Origin of the sequence: Vibrio sp. 070316B, from assembly GCF_013114115.1 — a bacterium.
Lineage (GTDB): Bacteria > Pseudomonadota > Gammaproteobacteria > Enterobacterales > Vibrionaceae > Vibrio > Vibrio chagasii_B.
Genome location: NZ_VTYC01000008.1, coordinates 94,017 through 112,281, shown reverse-complemented (window position 1 = coordinate 112,281; position 18,265 = coordinate 94,017). Strand labels below are relative to the sequence as shown.

Below are 18,265 nucleotides of genomic sequence, written 5' to 3'. Positions count from 1 at the left end.
TATTTGCATATAAATCAGCGTCCTACTAACTTTTAACCTCAGGTTTTCAAACCCCAGCCAGAATACCTAGATTTGTGAAAAGACGTCTCGTCGCACAGACATGGCATTTTTTATGGGGAAGACTAGGCTTAAGGGTAAGTAAACTATAAAAAACAGGTGAAATACTTCTCTCTTTTCAAGCTGATTGGGCATAACAATGGATTGCCATTCATGAGAGTTAAGTATGCGTTCAATGAAAACCTGAAATTGCTATTACAAATAATTTTCACAGCTCTAGAGAATAGTGCTTTGTGACAACGGGGGATATATGGATATCGAAGTTACGCGCCAGGTTGCGGTAGTTGAAGCAACTAGTGGAGATGTCGTCGTAGTTAAGCCTGACGGCAGTGCCAGAAAAGTTTCGGTTGGCGATATCATCCGTGAAAACGAGATTGTTATTACTGCACATGATGCAGAACTTTTCTTAGGCGTACCTAATGGCGTTGTTGAGGTTGGTGAGAATTGTGTCGGTTGTGTCGACCCCGAGTTGGCATGGGCAGATGCGCCAATCGCCGGAGAAGTGAATATTGACTTGGCACAAGCTGACGATGAATCATTTAACGATGACGACCTTGCGGCGATTCAAGATGCCATTTTAGCCGGTGCCGATCCAACTCAAATCCTAGAAGCAACGGCTGCTGGTGGCGGTCAGGGTTCTGCAAACGCAGGCTTTGTTACTATAGATTACACCTACATAGAAACTCATCCTTCGACCTTCTTTGAAACTTCTGGTCTAGAAGATCAATCTGTTGATGAAGACAGAGAAGAGCTCAGATCGATCACGCTCTCATCGGGTGGTCAATCCATCGCTGAAACACTGACAGAAGGTTCCATTTCAGGCAATACTTACCCTCAATCGGTTACGGTTACTGATACCGTTGTTGCGGGTAGCTTAGCGCTTGACCCAGATTCTTTTGCTCCAGAAACACTTTCTCTCGCTTCGCTCCTTAGTGAACTTAATAGCGACATTACCTCTAGTGGCCAACCGGTAACTTTTACGTTTGATTCAGCCTCCAATTCGATTATTGGTGTTCAAGGTACAGATGAAGTACTGCGCATCGATATTGATGCCGTGAGTGTTGGAAATGACGTTGAATTATCGCTGACCACAACTGTTTCCCAACCGATAGATCATGTTCCGTCGATTGGTGGCGGTCAGGTTTCCTTTACGGGCGACCAAATCAACATCGCCTTTGACATACAAGGTCAAGACACCGCAGGTAATGAGCTTGTCACACCTATCAATGCGCAAGTGACCGTCTTTGACGGGGTAGATCCGTCTGCTGAAAGTGTGAATATCAGTAACGTTGAAACAAGCAGTGCTGCAATTGAAGGCACGTTTTCAAATATTGGTAGTGATAACCTTCAATCAGCAGTCTTCGATGCAAGTGCATTAGAACAGTTTGATGGCGTACTCAGTGATAATCAGAACACGCTGGCCAGACTTTCTGATGATGGCACGACGATCACTCTGGCAATCCAAGGTCGTGGCGAGGTGGTCCTTACTATCTCACTTGATACCGATGGCACTTATAAATTTGAGCAGTTTAATCCGATCGAACAGATCGGCACTGACTCACTCTCTTTTTCGCTGCCGATCACGGTTACGGACTTTGACCAAGATATCGTAACCAATACCATCAACCTCGCTATTTCTGATGGTGATAAACCAGTCATTACCAATGTCGACAGTATTGATGTTGATGAAGCTGGTATTGTTGGTGGGTCTCAAGAGGGAACCGCGCCCGTAGCGGGTAGCGGAAGCATCACTGCCGATATTTTTGAAAGCGACATCATCGATCATTACGAGATTGAACCTACGGAGTTTAATGCTGGTGGTTCTTTAACGTCTAATGGCGAAGCCGTATTGCTTGAGCTTATTGATGAAACTAACGGTGTAAGAACTTACGAAGGCTATGTTGAAGTCAATGGCTCTAGAATTACGGTCTTTGACGTTAAAGTTGATAGTCCGTCATTGGGGAACTATGAATTCACTCTGTACGAAGAGCTTTCTCACCAAGGCGCTGAAGACGCGTTGTTGACCTTTGCTCTGCCTATTTATGCCGTTGACGCGGATGGAGACCGTTCTGCACTATCTGGCGGTTCGAGTACACCAGAAGCCGCTGAGATTCTCGTCAATGTCACAGATGATGTTGTTGAGCTCGTTGATAAGGTTGAGTCAGTTACTGAGCCAACTTTAGCGGGCGATACTATTGTTTCGTATAACCTGTTTAATTTCGAAGGTGCGGATGGTTCGACAATTCAATCATTCAACTACGATGGTGTTGATTATTCACTAGATCAAAGCTTACTGCCTGATGCTCCTCAAACCTTCAGTTTCACTGAGGGCGTGGTCACTATCTCGCTTAACGGTGATTTCAGTTTTGAGGTTGCTCGTGATATCGATCATTCAAGTAGCGAAACTATCATCAAACAGTTTTCATTCTTAGCCGAAGACGGTGATGGCGACACTGATACATCAACGCTTGAGTTAAGTATTACCGATGGTCAAAATCCGGCAATCAATCTGATTCCACCTGTTACTTTATCTGAAACCAATCTTGCTGATGGCTCTTCACCAAGTGGAAGTGCAGTAAGCGCAACCAACACGATCACCTTTACTTCTGGTAGTGATGATGTGGCGAATTTCCGCATTGAGTCTACTGAGTTCAATGTCGGCGGTGCACTGACGTCCCAAGGGCTTGCAGTCGAGATAAAAGAAGATTCTTCTAATCCGGGTACTTATATCGGTTTTATTACTAACGGCTCTGGCTCTGAAATCCCAGTGTTCACCATTAGCTTCTCGTCCACCACGCTTGGCGAATACACCTTTACTTTACTTGAAGCGCTAGACCATGTGGATGGCCTAGCGAACAATGATCTGAGCTTTGATTTTCCAGTATATGCGGTAGACAGCGATGGTGATGATTCTGTTGTGTCTCAACTGAATGTGACTATCGGTGATGATGTTCAAATCATGCAAGATGGCACATTAGATATTGTTGAGCCTAATCTAGCTGATGGCACGGTGACCACTAACACCATTGATGTGATGCCAAACCAAAGTGCTGATGGCGCGACGATTACTCAGTTCACCTATGACGGTCAACTTCGAACGCTTGACCAAAATGACACGGGGGAGCAGCAATTCAGCTTCACAGAGGGTGAGCTGTTTATCACGCTGCAAGGTGAGGTGCGATTTGAACCAAACCGTAATCTAGACCACTCCTTGAGTGAAGACATCGTGAAGTTGATAGAGGTCACCTCAAGTGATTTCGATAAAGATCCAGTAACATCAACGGTTACTCTGACCATCACTGACGGTGATAACCCAACTATCGATGTGGTACCGAGCGTATCACTTAAAGAAGCGGATCTCGCTGATGGCTCATCACCAAGTGGCAGTGCGGTTAGCCAAACAGAAACCATCACTTTTACCAACCAAAGTGATGATGTTGCAAAGTTCCGTTTGGAGCCGAGTGAGTTTAATACTGGCGGTACTTTGAAATCTGATGGCTTGGTGATTGAGATTCGAGAAGAGCCTGCGGGCTCGGGTAACTACATCGGCTTCACCACAGACACTTCAAATGTCGAGACCACAGTATTCACACTTGCATTTAGCAGCACGACTTTAGGTGAGTACACCTTTACGCTTATAGAAGCGATTGATCACACACCAATTCAAGGCAATAACGGCCTAACGTTTAACTTGCCAGTGTACGCGGTTGATAGCGACGGCGATGATTCTCTAATGTCGCCACTTGCTGTGACGATCACCGATGATATCCAAGTCATGGTAGATGGCGCGTTTACGATTGAAGAGCCGACTGTCGCTGATTTAGCAGCGGGTACGCCGACAACCACGACTGTGAATGTTCTTGATGAAGAAGGGGCAGACGGCACGACTATCACCCAAATCAATTATGACAACGGCACCGTGTTTACGCTTGACCAGAGCAATACGGGAGAGCAGAAGTTTGTGGTTGCTGAAGGTTCGCTTTATGTCACGCTGCAAGGTGATGTGCGCTTTGAACCAAATCGTAACCTCGACCATACAAGTGGAGACATTGTTAAGTCGATAGTCGTGACTTCAAGCGACTCAGATAGTGATGTTGTTACTTCTACGGTGACGTTGACTATTACTGATGGTGACATTCCAACGATCGACAATGTACCGAGCGTTACTTTATCTGAAACTAATTTGAGTGATGGTTCTACGCCAAGCGGTGCCGCGGTAAGTCAAACTGAGACTATTACCGTTACCAATCAAAGTGATGATGTGGCGAGCTTCCGTATTGAACCGACAGAATTCAATGTTGGTGGGGCGCTCAAATCAAATGGGCTGGTGGTTGAGCTAAAAGCAGACCCAAGCAAACCAGGTGGTTACATCGGCTTTGTGACTGATGGTTCGAACGTCGAAACCAACGTGTTCACGATCAGTTTCTCTAGTACTACCCTCGGCCAATACACTTTCACGTTATTGGAAGCGTTAGACCATGTGGATGGTTTAGCGAACAACGATCTTAGCTTTAACCTTCCTGTTTATGCGGTAGACACCGATGGCGACGATTCATTGGTGTCACAGTTGAATGTGACCATCGGTGATGATGTTCAAATCATGCAAGACGGAGCTCTAAATATTGTCGAGCCAACGGTTGCTGATTTGGCTGCGGGTACACCTTCGACAACTACCGTTAATGTATTTGATCAAGAAGGGGCAGACGGCGCGGCCATCACACAATTTACTTATGATGGCGGGGCTGTATTAACGCTTGACCAGAACAATACTGGCGAGCAGAAGTTCGTTGTTGCTGAAGGTTCACTGTATATCACTATCCAAGGTGAGCTTCGCTTCGAGCCGAACCGTAATCTCGACCATACTGGCGGAGATATCGTTAAACAGATCGAGGTCACATCAAGCGACTTCGATAAAGATACCGTGACCTCGACAGTCACCCTGACGATTACCGATGGTGATATCCCGACCATTGATTCGGTGCCAAGTGTTACTCTTTCTGAAACCAACCTTGCTGATGGCTCAGCGCCAAGTAGCGGTGCTGTAAGTCAAACTGAGACGATTACTTTTACTAATCAAAGTGATGATGTGACCGGTTTCCGTATTGAACCTACCGAGTTCAATGTCGGCGGCGCACTGAAATCGAATGGTTTTGCGGTCGAGGTAAAAGAAGATTCAGCGAATCCGGGCACTTATATCGGTTTCATTACCGATGGTTCAAACACTGAAATTCCAGTGTTCACGATTAGCTTTTCGACCTCGAACCTTGGTGAATACACCTTTACTCTATTGGAAGCGTTAGACCATGCAGATGGCCTAGCGAACAATGATCTGAGCTTTGATCTTCCGGTTTATGCGGTAGACAGCGATGGCGATGACTCTTTGGTGTCTCAACTGAATGTAACCATCGGCGATGATGTTCAAATCATGCAAGACGGTACGTTAGATATTGTTGAGCCAAATCTGGCTGATGGTACGGTAACAACCAATACCATTGATGTAATGCCAAACCAAAGTGCCGATGGTGCGACGGTTACTGAGTTTTCTTTTGGTGGCATCGTTAAAACATTGGATCAGAGCATCGTAGGCGAACAGCAGTTCAGTTTCACAGAAGGTGAGTTGTACATCACCCTTCAAGGTGAGATGCGCTTTGAGCCCAACCGTAACTTAGACCATTCCGTGAGCGAAGACATTGTTAAGTCGATAATCGTGACATCCAATGACTTTGATAACGATCCGGTCACTGCAACCGTTACTCTGACGATAACCGATGGCGATAACCCAACTATCGATGCGGTGCCGAGTGTGGCACTTGAAGAAGCGGATCTGGCTGATGGCTCGTCACCAAGTGGCAGTGCGGTTAGCCAGACAGAAACCATCACTTTTACCAACCAAAGTGATGACGTTGTAAAATTCCGCTTAGAGCCGAGTGAGTTTAATACTGGCGGTACTCTGAAATCTGATGGCTTAGTGATTGAGATCCGAGAAGAGCCAACGGGCTCGGGTAACTACATTGGCTTCACCACGGACATTTCAAATGTAGAAACCACAGTCTTCACACTCGCATTTAGCAGCACGACTCTAGGTGAATACACTTTCACGCTTTTAGAAGCGATTGACCATACACCAATTCAAGGTAATAACGACCTAACGTTTAACTTGCCAGTGTACGCGGTCGATAGCGACGGCGATGACTCTCTGATGTCTCCTCTGGCTGTAACGATTACCGATGATATTCAAGTCATGGTGGATGGTGCTCTCAGCATTGAAGAGCCAACAGTGGCTGACTTAACCGCGGGTACGCCGACAACCACGACCGTCAACGTTCTTGATCAAGAAGGGGCTGATGGCACGACTATCACCCAAATCAATTACGACAATGGCACGGTGTTTACGCTTGACCAGAGTAATACGGGTGAGCAAAAGTTTGTGGTTGCTGAAGGCTCGCTCTATATCACTCTGCAAGGCGATGTTCGCTTTGAACCGAACCGCGATCTTAATCACTCGAACGGGGATATCGTTAAGTCGATAGTCATCAGTTCAAGTGACTCTGATAGTGATGTGGTGACTTCGACAGTAACGCTAACTATTACCGATGGCGATCTACCAATCATCAACGTCATTCCTGGTGTGAGTCTTTCTGAGGTCGATCTGGCTGATGGCTCTGCGCCAACGGGCAATCCAGTATCGATGACTCAAGTGATTACCTATACCGAGGGTAGTGATGATGTTAGTCATTTCAGAATTGACCCTGCTCAGTTCAATACTTCGGGGGCTTTGAAGTCGAATGGTTTAGAGGTTGAGATTAAAGAGCAGCCAGCGAACTCTGGTAACTACATTGGCTTTGTAAAAGACGGTGCTAACGTAGAAACCAACGTGTTTACAATCAGTTTCTCAACCACAAATTTAGGGCAATACACGTTTACGTTGCTTGAAGCGTTGGACCATGCGGATGGCTTGCAGAACAACACCTTAAACTTCGATGTACCTGTTATAGCTGTGGATACCGATGGTGATGAGTCTGCGATGTCACCAATGACAGTGACCATTACCGATGATGTACAAGGTGTACAAGACGGGTCATTGAATATTGTTGAGCCTTCACTGGCTGATCTCGTTGCAGGTACTCCAACTACGCCAACCATTGATGTTATGCCGACTCAAAGTGCTGACGGCGCAAAGGTCACCCAATTTATTTACGATGGTGGTACTGCTGTCACCTTGGACCCGAATGTATCGACAGAGCAGGTGTTTACCGTAACCGATGGTTTACTGTACATCACGATTGAAGGCGAAGTTCGTTTTGAGCCAAATCGAAACCTGGATCATTCAGCGGGTGATATTGTTAGAACGATCGTTGTAACGACCAGCGACTTTGATAACGATACTGATACCGCGGATGTCGCATTGACGATCCAAGATGGGATTGATCCGGTCATTGATGTTGTTCCTAGCGTGAACTTATCGGAAGTGAACCTAGCAGATGGCTCAACGCCGAGTGGTTCTGCGGTGAGTTCAACACAAACCATTACCTACACCGTGGGTAGTGATGACTTAAGCCACTTTAGAATTGCAACCAACGAATTCAACCCAGGTGATTTGCTGAAATCAAACGGTCTTGTTGTTCAGCTAAAAGAAGATCCTGCGTCACCTGGCGACTACATCGGGTTTACTGATGATGGGGCCGGCAACGTAACTGATGTATTCACCATTGATTTTGATAGTGTCAACAAAGGTCAGTTCACCTTCACGCTGATTGAGGCACTCGACCACCTTGATGGCGCGCTCAATAACGACCTTAACTTCAACTTACCTGTTTATGCGGTTGATACTGATGGTGATGACTCTGTTAAGCGTGATGTTGTTGTCACCATTCAAGATGACCTTCAACAGATGCAAGATGGCACGTTAACCATCACAGAGCCAAATACTGGCACACCAACTACCTCGACGGTTGATGTTTTACCTACGCAAAGTGCCGATGGGGCAACCATTACACAGTTCACCTATGATGGTGGATCTGCGATTACCTTAAATCAAAACATCAGCGGTGAGCAGGAGTTTGTTTTCACTGAAGGCTCGCTGTTTGTCACTTTGGATGGCGATGTAAGGTTTGAACCAAATCGTAATCTTGACCACTCTGCAGGCGACATTGTCAAGCTGATTGAATTTACTTCATCTGATTTTGATAAGGATATTTCCTCTTCAACGGTCACACTCACTATCGTTGATGGTGATGGACCAACGTTGAATGTCGTGCCGAGTGTTAGCTTGTCTGAAAGCTTACTGGCTGATGGTTCAACACCGAGTGGCAACCCAGTCAGCGTGACTCAAACCATTACTTCACTCGCAAGCAGTGATGACATCGAGAAGATTGTCGTCGAAGTAGGGTTGTTTAATACCAGCGGTGTATTGAAGTCTGATGGCCTTGAATTGAGCTTGCGTGAAGAGCCTGCTGGTTCAGGTGACTACATAGCATTCACAACGGATGGCTCGGGTGTTGAGAAAATTATCTTCACTCTAGAATTTGATAACACTAACCCGAGTGAGTTCACGTTTACTTTGTTAGAGCGTTTGGATCATGTCGACGGATTAGGAAACAACGATCTTAGTTTTGATCTTTCCGTTTACGCACAAGACACTGATGGTGATATTTCAGCGTCTAAACCGCTTTCTGTGACCATCAGTGATGATGTTCAGTTGATGCAATCTGGTGCTCTGAGCATCACAGAGCCAAGTACGGGTACGCCAACTACAACGACATTTGATGTGATGCCTGCGCAAAGTGCTGATGGCGCCACCATAACCAAATTTACTTATGGTAGTCAGCCTGAAGAATCTCTAGTGCAAACCAATACTGGTGAGCAAGAGTTCGTATTTACAGAAGGTTCGTTGTTTATCACGCTTGAAGGCGATGTGCGCTTTGAGCCTAATCGAAATCTGAATCATTCTGGTGGTGACATCGTTAAGACGATTACCGTCACATCAGAAGATAAAGACGGTGATATTGTTACTTCGACAGTGACACTGACGATTTCAGATGGTGCTCCACCGGTAATTGATACGGTTCCAACGGTGGCATTGGAAGAAGCGAATCTAGTGGATGGCTCATCTCCGAGCTTACCTGTGAGCCAAACTGAAACCATTACTTTCACAGCGGGAAGTGATGATGTGAGCCACTTCCGTATTGATACCACTCAGTTCAACACATCTGGCGATCTGAAAGCGGATGGTTTGGTGGTTCAGCTTAAAGAAGATCCAGCCAACAGCGGAACCTATATTGGTTTCGTTGAAAGTGGAGGTGTTCAAACTGATATCTTTACCATAACTTTTAGTAGTGTAGTGCTAGGCGAATACACGTTCACTCTGTTGGAAGAGCTCGATCATCTACCTGTACAAGGCAACAACGATCAAGTATTCACTCTGCCAGTGATCGCGGTCGACCTAGACAATACCGATTCTGTGATGAAACCTTTGACCGTTACTATCACCGATGATGTGCCTGTCATTACCGATACGACAGCGACCAGCACATTTGTGGTTGATGAAGATGATCTTGGATCTGTGGTTTCTCAAGCAACAGGCGCATTTGTTACCACAGAAGGTGCTGACCAAGTAGAGGTTTACGAACTGCGTAATATCTCTGCGCTTGAAGCGACATTGACCTCTGGAACCGAAGCGATTTCTATTACAGAAGTCACTGGAGCTGCGAACACAACGACCTATCAAGGTACGACGACAAGCGGAACTCCTATCTTCACGCTCGCACTAGCGAATGATGGCTCTTATACGTTTACGTTGCTAGGTCCTCTGAACCATCCAACAAGCCCAAATTCCAATACCTTGACGATTCCATTTGATGTGGTGGCTGTTGATGGCGATGGTGACGATTCTAATCAGTATGTATTGCCAATCGAAGTACTCGATGACGTGCCCGTAATGAGTGCGCCAACGGGTGAGATGGTGGTTGATGAAGATGATCTTGCTGGGATTGGCTCGGATCAATCTGAAGACACCATTATCAATGGTCTATTTACAGTCGACGAAGGTGCTGATGGCGTTGTTAAGTATGAACTGGTCGATGAAAACTTAGTTATCGCAGGCTTAACTTCTGATGGAGAAAGCCTAGAGTGGCTGCCTGTTTCACAAAGCGGTACAACCTTCACTTATGTTGCACAGACGGTAACCAGCAATCAGCCTGTGTTTGAAATCATTTTTGATACCTCAAACAACAGCTATCAATTTGAGCTGTTTAAACCACTTAAGCACCCTGATGGTGCGAATGAAAACACCATCGAGCTTGATTTCTCTGTCGTGGCTGAAGATTTTGACCAAGATAAATCGAATGCGATCGACCTGACTATTACGGTAACTGACGATGTTCCATTGGTGACCACTCAATCGATCACGCGAGTTGAGGGTCAAGGTTATGGCAACTCCAAAGTTAACATGTTTGCAAATGCGACGGATGTGGGTGCGGATGATGCAGCGCTAACTCGCATAGAGGGCATTACCAGCAATGGTGCCGACATCGTGTTCCGAACAGGAAACAATGGACCATACAGCAGCAGCTTTGATTTAAACAGTGGAATCCAGCAGGTACGAGTGTACGAGCAAACCGACGATGGTAGTGGCGGCATAGATACTCGTGAGCTTGGTAGACTGCGCATAAATTCCAATGGTGAAGTGGAGTTTAGAGCCACTAATTATCTCGATCATGATGGAGACACCATCGACTTCTCGATCAATGTGATTGCGACAGACGGTGATTTAGATACGTCATCAACGCCTTTGAATATCACGATCACGGATGAAGAGTCTTCAGCAGTATCGCTCAAGGTGACTACGTTTGAGGATGCGGGTAGAGATTCGACAATCCCTTACGCAACGGGCGATGCTCCAAGCCTAGAGAATATTCAAGATAATCAAAGCGGTTTGCCTGATGCCCCTGCACAAATTGCGCTGCAGGTTAACCTGAAGGACCAAGATAACAGCGAGTCTATCGGCCAACTGACGATTCAAAGTGGTAATCACAGAGGGACGTTCTATTACTTTGACGGCGTGGAGTATCACAAGTTAGTCGCAGAACCAAACGGTGATATCTTGTTTGGTCCACCTCAAATGCAGCAGAGCTTTGCTCCAAGCACGAACCAACCATTAGACATCATCGCGACAATCGATAACTTGTTCTTTGTTCCAGACCAAAACTACGGTTCGAATGACAATGGTGTGCGAATCAACTACGAACTTGAGATTGATAATAATGGTTCGCTAGACCACACCGTAACCTCAAACTTTAGAATTGAAATTGAAGCGGTAGCCGACATCGCCACTTGGGATGATGTGAATAGCACGTATCAATATCAAGTGAATGAAGATGAAGACAATGTGACGCTGCAGCTGAACGCAGAGTCACAAGATAACAGCCGTACCGAGACCATTACCTATGAGCTTGAAGCGATTCAGGGTGATGGGAAGTTTGAGCTGTTGGATCAAAATGGCAATGTGTTAACGCCGGTCAATGGTGTCTACACGATTGCTGCCGCAGATATCAATAGCACCGTGGTTAACCCTATTGATAATTTCTCTGGGCAAATTGAGTTCAAAGCAACCGCAATTACGGAAGAGACGCGTAATCCATACGATGACGCAGCCAACGGAGGGGCAAATGATAAGACAACGGCTCGCTCTGTAGAGCAAAACATTATCATTGATGTGACTGCCGATGCGGATCCAGGCTCGTTCAGTGTTAACCGAATCCGTATTAATGAAGACAATATTGATGATCCAGACTACTTAGGTCCTCTGGCCAATAAAGATGCCTTCACGTTGGATGAAGTGATCACCATGAATGGCTCGGTGGACGCTGATGGCTCCGAAGAGCTGTTTGTTCGCATCAGCAATATTACCGAAGGAGCGGTGCTTTATTTCCTAGGAACCACTTCTCCGGTTCCTACAATCACTATCAACGGTGTCGATTATCAGGAAGTGGCGTATTCCGATCTAGCCAACGTAGAGATCGTTCCGACTAAACACAGCAATGTTGACTTCACGTTTGAAGTTACGGGTGTGGTCAAGGATACCGCAAACCTCTCTACTGGTGCCCAAGTTGATGAAGAAATCCTAGGGACTAAAACGGTTAACGTTGAGGTTAAAGGCGTTGCCGATATTCCTTATGGCGGTACCAACGGTACGGCTTGGACAGCAATTACCGATGGCACAACATCTGGCGTTCAAACCACAATTCAAGAGAGTCAAAATGGCGATAGCTTTGCTGAGCTCGATTTCACTGTATTGTCGGGCGAGAGAAGGCCAGATAGCGGTACAACACCATTACCGGACGATGGTTCAGAGTCGATAACGGTTATTCTTTCAGGCATCCCAGACGGCGTTATTCTGGAAGATGGCGATGGTACAGTGATTGACTTGAACTTTGTTGGTTATGAAACGGGACCGGGCGGTAGCCCTGATCTCTCTAAACCTATTTACGAAGCGAACATCACTGAAGCGGGTAAAACTTCAGGTATCCGCATTAGACCTGTTGATTCGTCGACAGAGAATATCCACATCCAAGGTAAAGTGATCGTGACCGAGAATGATGGCCATACGCTCTCTTTTGATCAGGAAATTCGCATATTAGTTGAGCCTAGGATTGATACATCTGCAACCTACAATACTGTGACTCGTGGGGACGAAGATACGGCGATCAACATTGATTGGCACCCAGAGGGCACTGATTACATTGACGATGATGAGCACTTCACTTCAATCGTCATCAGTGGCATTCCAAGTGGTGTTGCCAGTGTGGTTGTAAACGGTGATGTGATTTGGAACTACGATGCCGTGGCCGGAACGCTAACCATCACACCTAAGGCTGGGCAGACTCCAGAAGCGTTCACTCAGATAGCACTGAACAATAATTTTATTCAGATAACACCGGAACAAGACTCGAGCACCGATTTTACGCTTAATACGGTTGTCATGATTGAAGAACGCGATCATGAATATGTTGACGCAACTGACCCAGGGCAGGGTATTGCAACAGCGACAATCACGGGCTCAATTGATGTTCGTGTGCGACCTGTGGTTGAGCCTGAAGATGCGAGTAACAAACTGGTGGTCGATGAGGTCGCGGGTCTTACGGACTTGAGTACAGTGGTCGCGAATGCTCTAACTGGTGTTCTTAAATTCACAACCAACAGTGATAACACATCGGTTACGGATGAGTTCGTTATTCGATACCAAGAAACTGATGCTTCGTCTGCTATCGAAGAGGTTGACCAGCTAGTGATTCAACTGACTAATGTGGACGACTCGGCGTTATCAGATGCTGTCCTCAATCAGTTAGTTGTGATGGGTGCTGCTTATGAAGGCAATGGTCGTTGGGTGGTAACCAATGAAGACCTGTTTAGTATTAGTGCACCAAGCGGCCTTGCGTTTCCGCCAGTTTCTGGTGTTCCAGGCGTTTTCAATGACATCAAGATGACCATCTATAGTACCGTGATTGATCGAGGTGATGGCGCTGAAACTGAGTCATCAGCTGCGGTTCAGAGGGAAGGCGAAGTGAACTTGTCATTCCCAGAAGTGCTTGTTGGCGGGAACGAGGTGGCTGCAGATATTACGATGACACCAGATAGCGTTGTCGATGCTGTAGAGGATACACAGTTAGACTTGGGAACGGCACTAAATAGTCTGATCACATTTTCCGGTGAAGACGCTTCAACAGACCAAGTAACTATCATTATTGATGACTCTGTGACCATTCCCCCAGGAATAACTTTCCCAATCAGTTTAGGAGGAGGCAGTGATGTTGACTTCGTAAACGGGAAGTATGTATTTGAAACAACGGTCGATCAGGGTGTTCCAACGGATTTCTCTGGCCTGCTACTTAATCTGCCTGCTGACTATTCTGGCGACTTTAGGTTACCAATCACAATAGTCACCAAAGATACACTGTCTGGTGATGAGAAAACCTTGGTGACCGATGTCGTGATTAAAGTCGCTCCTGACGTTGAAGGTAACCCGGACATTGATGTAACGGTTGTTGGTTCGCTCGATGACTCGTTTAATCCTGTTGATACTGATGGTCAACCGGGACAAGATCCGGTGGGTTACGAAGATACTTACATTCAGCTTGATTTCAGCACGACCATTACTGACCAAGTCAGTGGGGTTGAGGGTGGTGACGAAAAATTCACATCTATTACGCTGACTTTGGATGACACAAGCGTCGGTGCGTTTTACACAAGCGCGGGTGTATCGCTTGGCACGTCCGTGACCTTCAATGAAGCGGAAATTAATGCCGGCGCTCTGGACAATGTATTGTTCCGTCCTGCTCTCAACTACCCAACGGGGAATGATATTAACCAAGTACAGGTGAATATCAGCGGAACAATAACCGATACCGCTACTTACAATGACGCCTCGTCTCCCGTTGGAACGGCAACCGATACTGATACGTTCAACACCAGTGTTAGCTTTGAAGTTGTCCCTGTGGTTGATGATGTGCTTGTAACAGGGCCGGGTAGTGATCCTGATGTCATTGAGATCACGGGCAATGAAGATCAAGCTATTTCTCTATCGGGAACGGGGCCTGTTTCTATTGCGCTCACTGACCTAGACGGCTCAGAGCAGTTCGTTTCGATTAAATTCACTGGTGTGCCTGATGGTTTCTTAATGAGTGCAGATCCGAGCTCCGCTTATACAGTGAAGAACAATGGTGGTGGTGAGTGGAGTGTTCAGCTTCCTCAAGCATCAGGGTTGTCATTTGATTTGAGTGAGATTTCGATCCTACCGCCTAAAAACTTCAGTGGTACGGCGGAATTTGGCGTTGCTGTCTTTACTCAAGAATCCTTGTTAGGCGTGCCAACTGCAGCATCGAATTTGCCAAGCTTTAAGCTGCATGTGGTGCCAGTGGGTGATGATGTTGATACCAACCCAACCGATTCTGTTACTGGCAATGAAGGCCAAAACATTGATATCGAAATCAATGCGACTATTTTGGATAAAGAGCTATCTGCAACAGGCAGCGGCACCTATACCGAAAATGCGCCAGAGACACTTCGTGTTGAGGTGGCTGGTGTGCCTCAAGATGCCTCTATCTACTACCCAGACGGTACGACGTTGGCTAGCTACGATCCTGTCACACAGATTTGGACACTGGATGTTTCGGCTCAGTCACTCGATAAGATCGTATTCAATTCTGGTCAACACAACAGCGATACAGGTAATGCGTTGGGTATTACTGGTCCATTACAAATCACGGTTCGCTCTGTGGACACAGATGCAGACAACACCGAATACCTGGGTACACCAACCAGCTTCGATGTTGATTTAGTGATTGACCCTATCAACGATCAACCAACGTTCGTCAACGTTACCAATATTGAAACGCAAGAAGACTCAACTGGTGTGGCGATTAATAACTTTAGTATCTACGACGTAGACGCAAGTTTTGATAACCCAGATGCACCGTATACGCTGACGTTGGAGATTGACCAAACACTGCCAGGAGCACAGGGTGTCTTTGAGTTTACAAGTTCTCCAGATGTGACGTTTGTACTGCAACCTGACGGTTCACTGGTCATCACCGGTAAAGAAGCTGACATCAATACGGCATTGACCAATGGTGCGGTGACCTTTAAGCCGGATCCAGACCAGAACTACCTCAACCAGAGTGGGTTGGTGACAATCAACGCAACACTCGATGACGGCGGTAACAATGGTCTTATTGACCCAGCGGATCCGAATACTGCACAGACTAACCAGACGACTTTCACGATTAAGGTGACGGAAGTAAACGACGCGCCTATCGCGACAGACGTTGATTTAGGCTCGATTGCTGAAGATGGTCAGATAGTCATTGTTGAAGGTGATTTGATTGCAGCAAGTTCTGACCCTGAAAACCACAACCTCACGGTAACAGGTGTCACCCTGACTCAGGGACAAGGTCAGTTAACGCGCTTTGAAAATGCTGGTGGCGCTGACAACGCAGCGATTACCGGTCCATTCTGGCTATTTGTCGCCGACAACGATTTTAACGGCGATGTTAAATTCAATTACTCCATTATCGATGATGGCACAACCAATGGCGTGGATGATTTCCAAACCGACAGTGCTGAAATTAGCCTCGTCGTAACGGAAGTGAATGATGCACCTGTCGCAGCGGATATCGACCTAGGCACCATCCTTGAAGAAGGTCAGTTGATCATCAAGGAAGAGGATTTGATTGCAGCGACGACAGACCCAGAAAATGACACGATTACCGTGACGAATCTGGTGCTCGATCAAGGTCAAGGCACACTGCAACGCTTTGAAAATGTAGGTGGCGTGGATGATGCGACGATTACAGGTCCATACTGGGTATTTACCGCTGCGGATGAATATAACGGCGACGTGAAATTCACTTATACCGTAGAGGATGATGGTACCACCAATGGCGCCAATGACTTCTTAACCGACAGTGCTGAGATCAGTGCTGTCGTGACGGAAGTGAATGATCAACCAGATGCTACGGATATCGACTTGGGCACCATCCTCGAAGAAGGTCAATTGATCATCAAGGAAGAGGATTTGATTGCAGCGACGACCGATCCGGAAAATGACACGATTACCGTGACTAATCTGGTGCTCGATCAAGGCCAAGGCACACTGCAACGCTTTGAAAACGTCGGTGGGGCAGATGATGCTACGATTACTGGCCCTTACTGGGTATTTACCGCAGCAGATGAATACAACGGTGATGTTAAGTTTACTTATACCGTAGAGGATGACGGGACAACGAATGGCGTTAATGATTTCCTAACCGATACCGCTGAAATCACTGCCGTGGTGCAAGGAGTGAACGATACTCCTGTTGTTAATGGTGACAGTGTCACTACGTTGATTGATGAAGACGCAGGACAACTGCTTAGTGGTATTAATGTCAGTGACCCTGATTATGTCGATAGTTTTGCTAATGACTTGATGACAGTAACGCTGACCGTTGATTACGGAACACTTTCCGTATCATTACCTGCTGGTACTAGTGTGACCGTTAATGGTGACAATAGTGGTTCGGTGACGTTAGTAGGGACGCTGAGCGATCTGAATGCCTTGATTGACACACCGACCAGCCCGAATGGGGTTTACCTTGATGCAAGCTTGGCTCCAACCAACAACATCGGCTTAGAGGTCACCGCCAAAGACAGCGGTAATCCTTCTGGTATCGCTATTGAAACGGCACCGGTTGTTTATAACATCGCGGTGACACCAGTGGCGAATGCGCCAACCTTGTTGATTGACCCGGCATTCAACTACGTGAGAAACATTACAACGAGCTCATCAGTGGTCGCTAATAGTGGAGTCGCTTTAGTCGGAATTGTCGCTGCATTGACGGATATTACTGAAGAGTTGACGCTGAAGATCAGTGATGTTCCGGACGGTGTTGACGTAACCAGTGATGCGGGTGCAGTTTCGCTAGTAGGTGACACTTGGATAGCGACGGCTGATGCGATTGATAGTCTCAGACTCGTCGAGCAACCATCCGTTGGTAAGCCGTTAACTCCTGGTAACTACACATTGAAGGTTGAGGCGGTATCTGAGGAAACGGACAATAACGATATTGCGATATCTCAAAACATTGATCTCAACCTCAATATTGTCGCGAACCCAAGAGACCTCGATCTGTCTTCTGAAACAGAGGATGTGCAACTTTTAGCGAGTAGCTTTGATACCAACCTTACTGGTGGATCTGGCAATGATCGTCTTGAGGGCGGTTCAGGAGATGATACGCTTGTTGGTGGCGATGGAAACGACACCCTGATCGGTGGTGGAGGCTCAGACATCCTGACCGGTGGTGATGGTATGGATTCATTTGTCTGGCTGAACATTGAGGATGGTGTCGAAGATACGATCACTGACTTCAATTTAGCCGAAGGTGACCAGATTGACTTGCGTGAAGTATTACCTGAACTGAAAGACGCGAATGTGAATATGACCACATTGTTGCAGCATGTTGATGCCAAGTTAGAAGGGAATGATGTTGAGTTAACCATCAATCCTGATGGCCTAGGTACCACAGAGCAAGTGATAGTGGTTGAAGACCTCGCACCTCAGTTGACGTTAAGCGGTACTATGCCTTCAGATATTCTGGACGCGCTTGTGCAGCAAAATGTGATAACTCACGGTTAAAGCGAAACATTAAACCATAACGAAATAGGCCAGCAATGC

Annotated in this window: 1 protein-coding gene; it reads left to right on the top strand. The window is 46.5% G+C overall.

The annotated features are described in order from the left end of the window. The first annotated feature begins 307 nt into the window (after nt 1-307). Complete coding sequence (locus F0251_RS08895) at nt 308-18,226, top strand: retention module-containing protein (protein WP_171730825.1); 17,919 nt, start codon at nt 308-310, stop codon at nt 18,224-18,226. The last annotated feature ends 39 nt before the right edge of the window (nt 18,227-18,265 follow it).

What these genes read in the sequence shown, in the direction of transcription:
- F0251_RS08895 (WP_171730825.1), top strand. Translation starts at nt 308, where the DNA reads ATGGATATCGAAGTTACGCGCCAGGTTGCGGTAGTTGAAGCAACTAGT.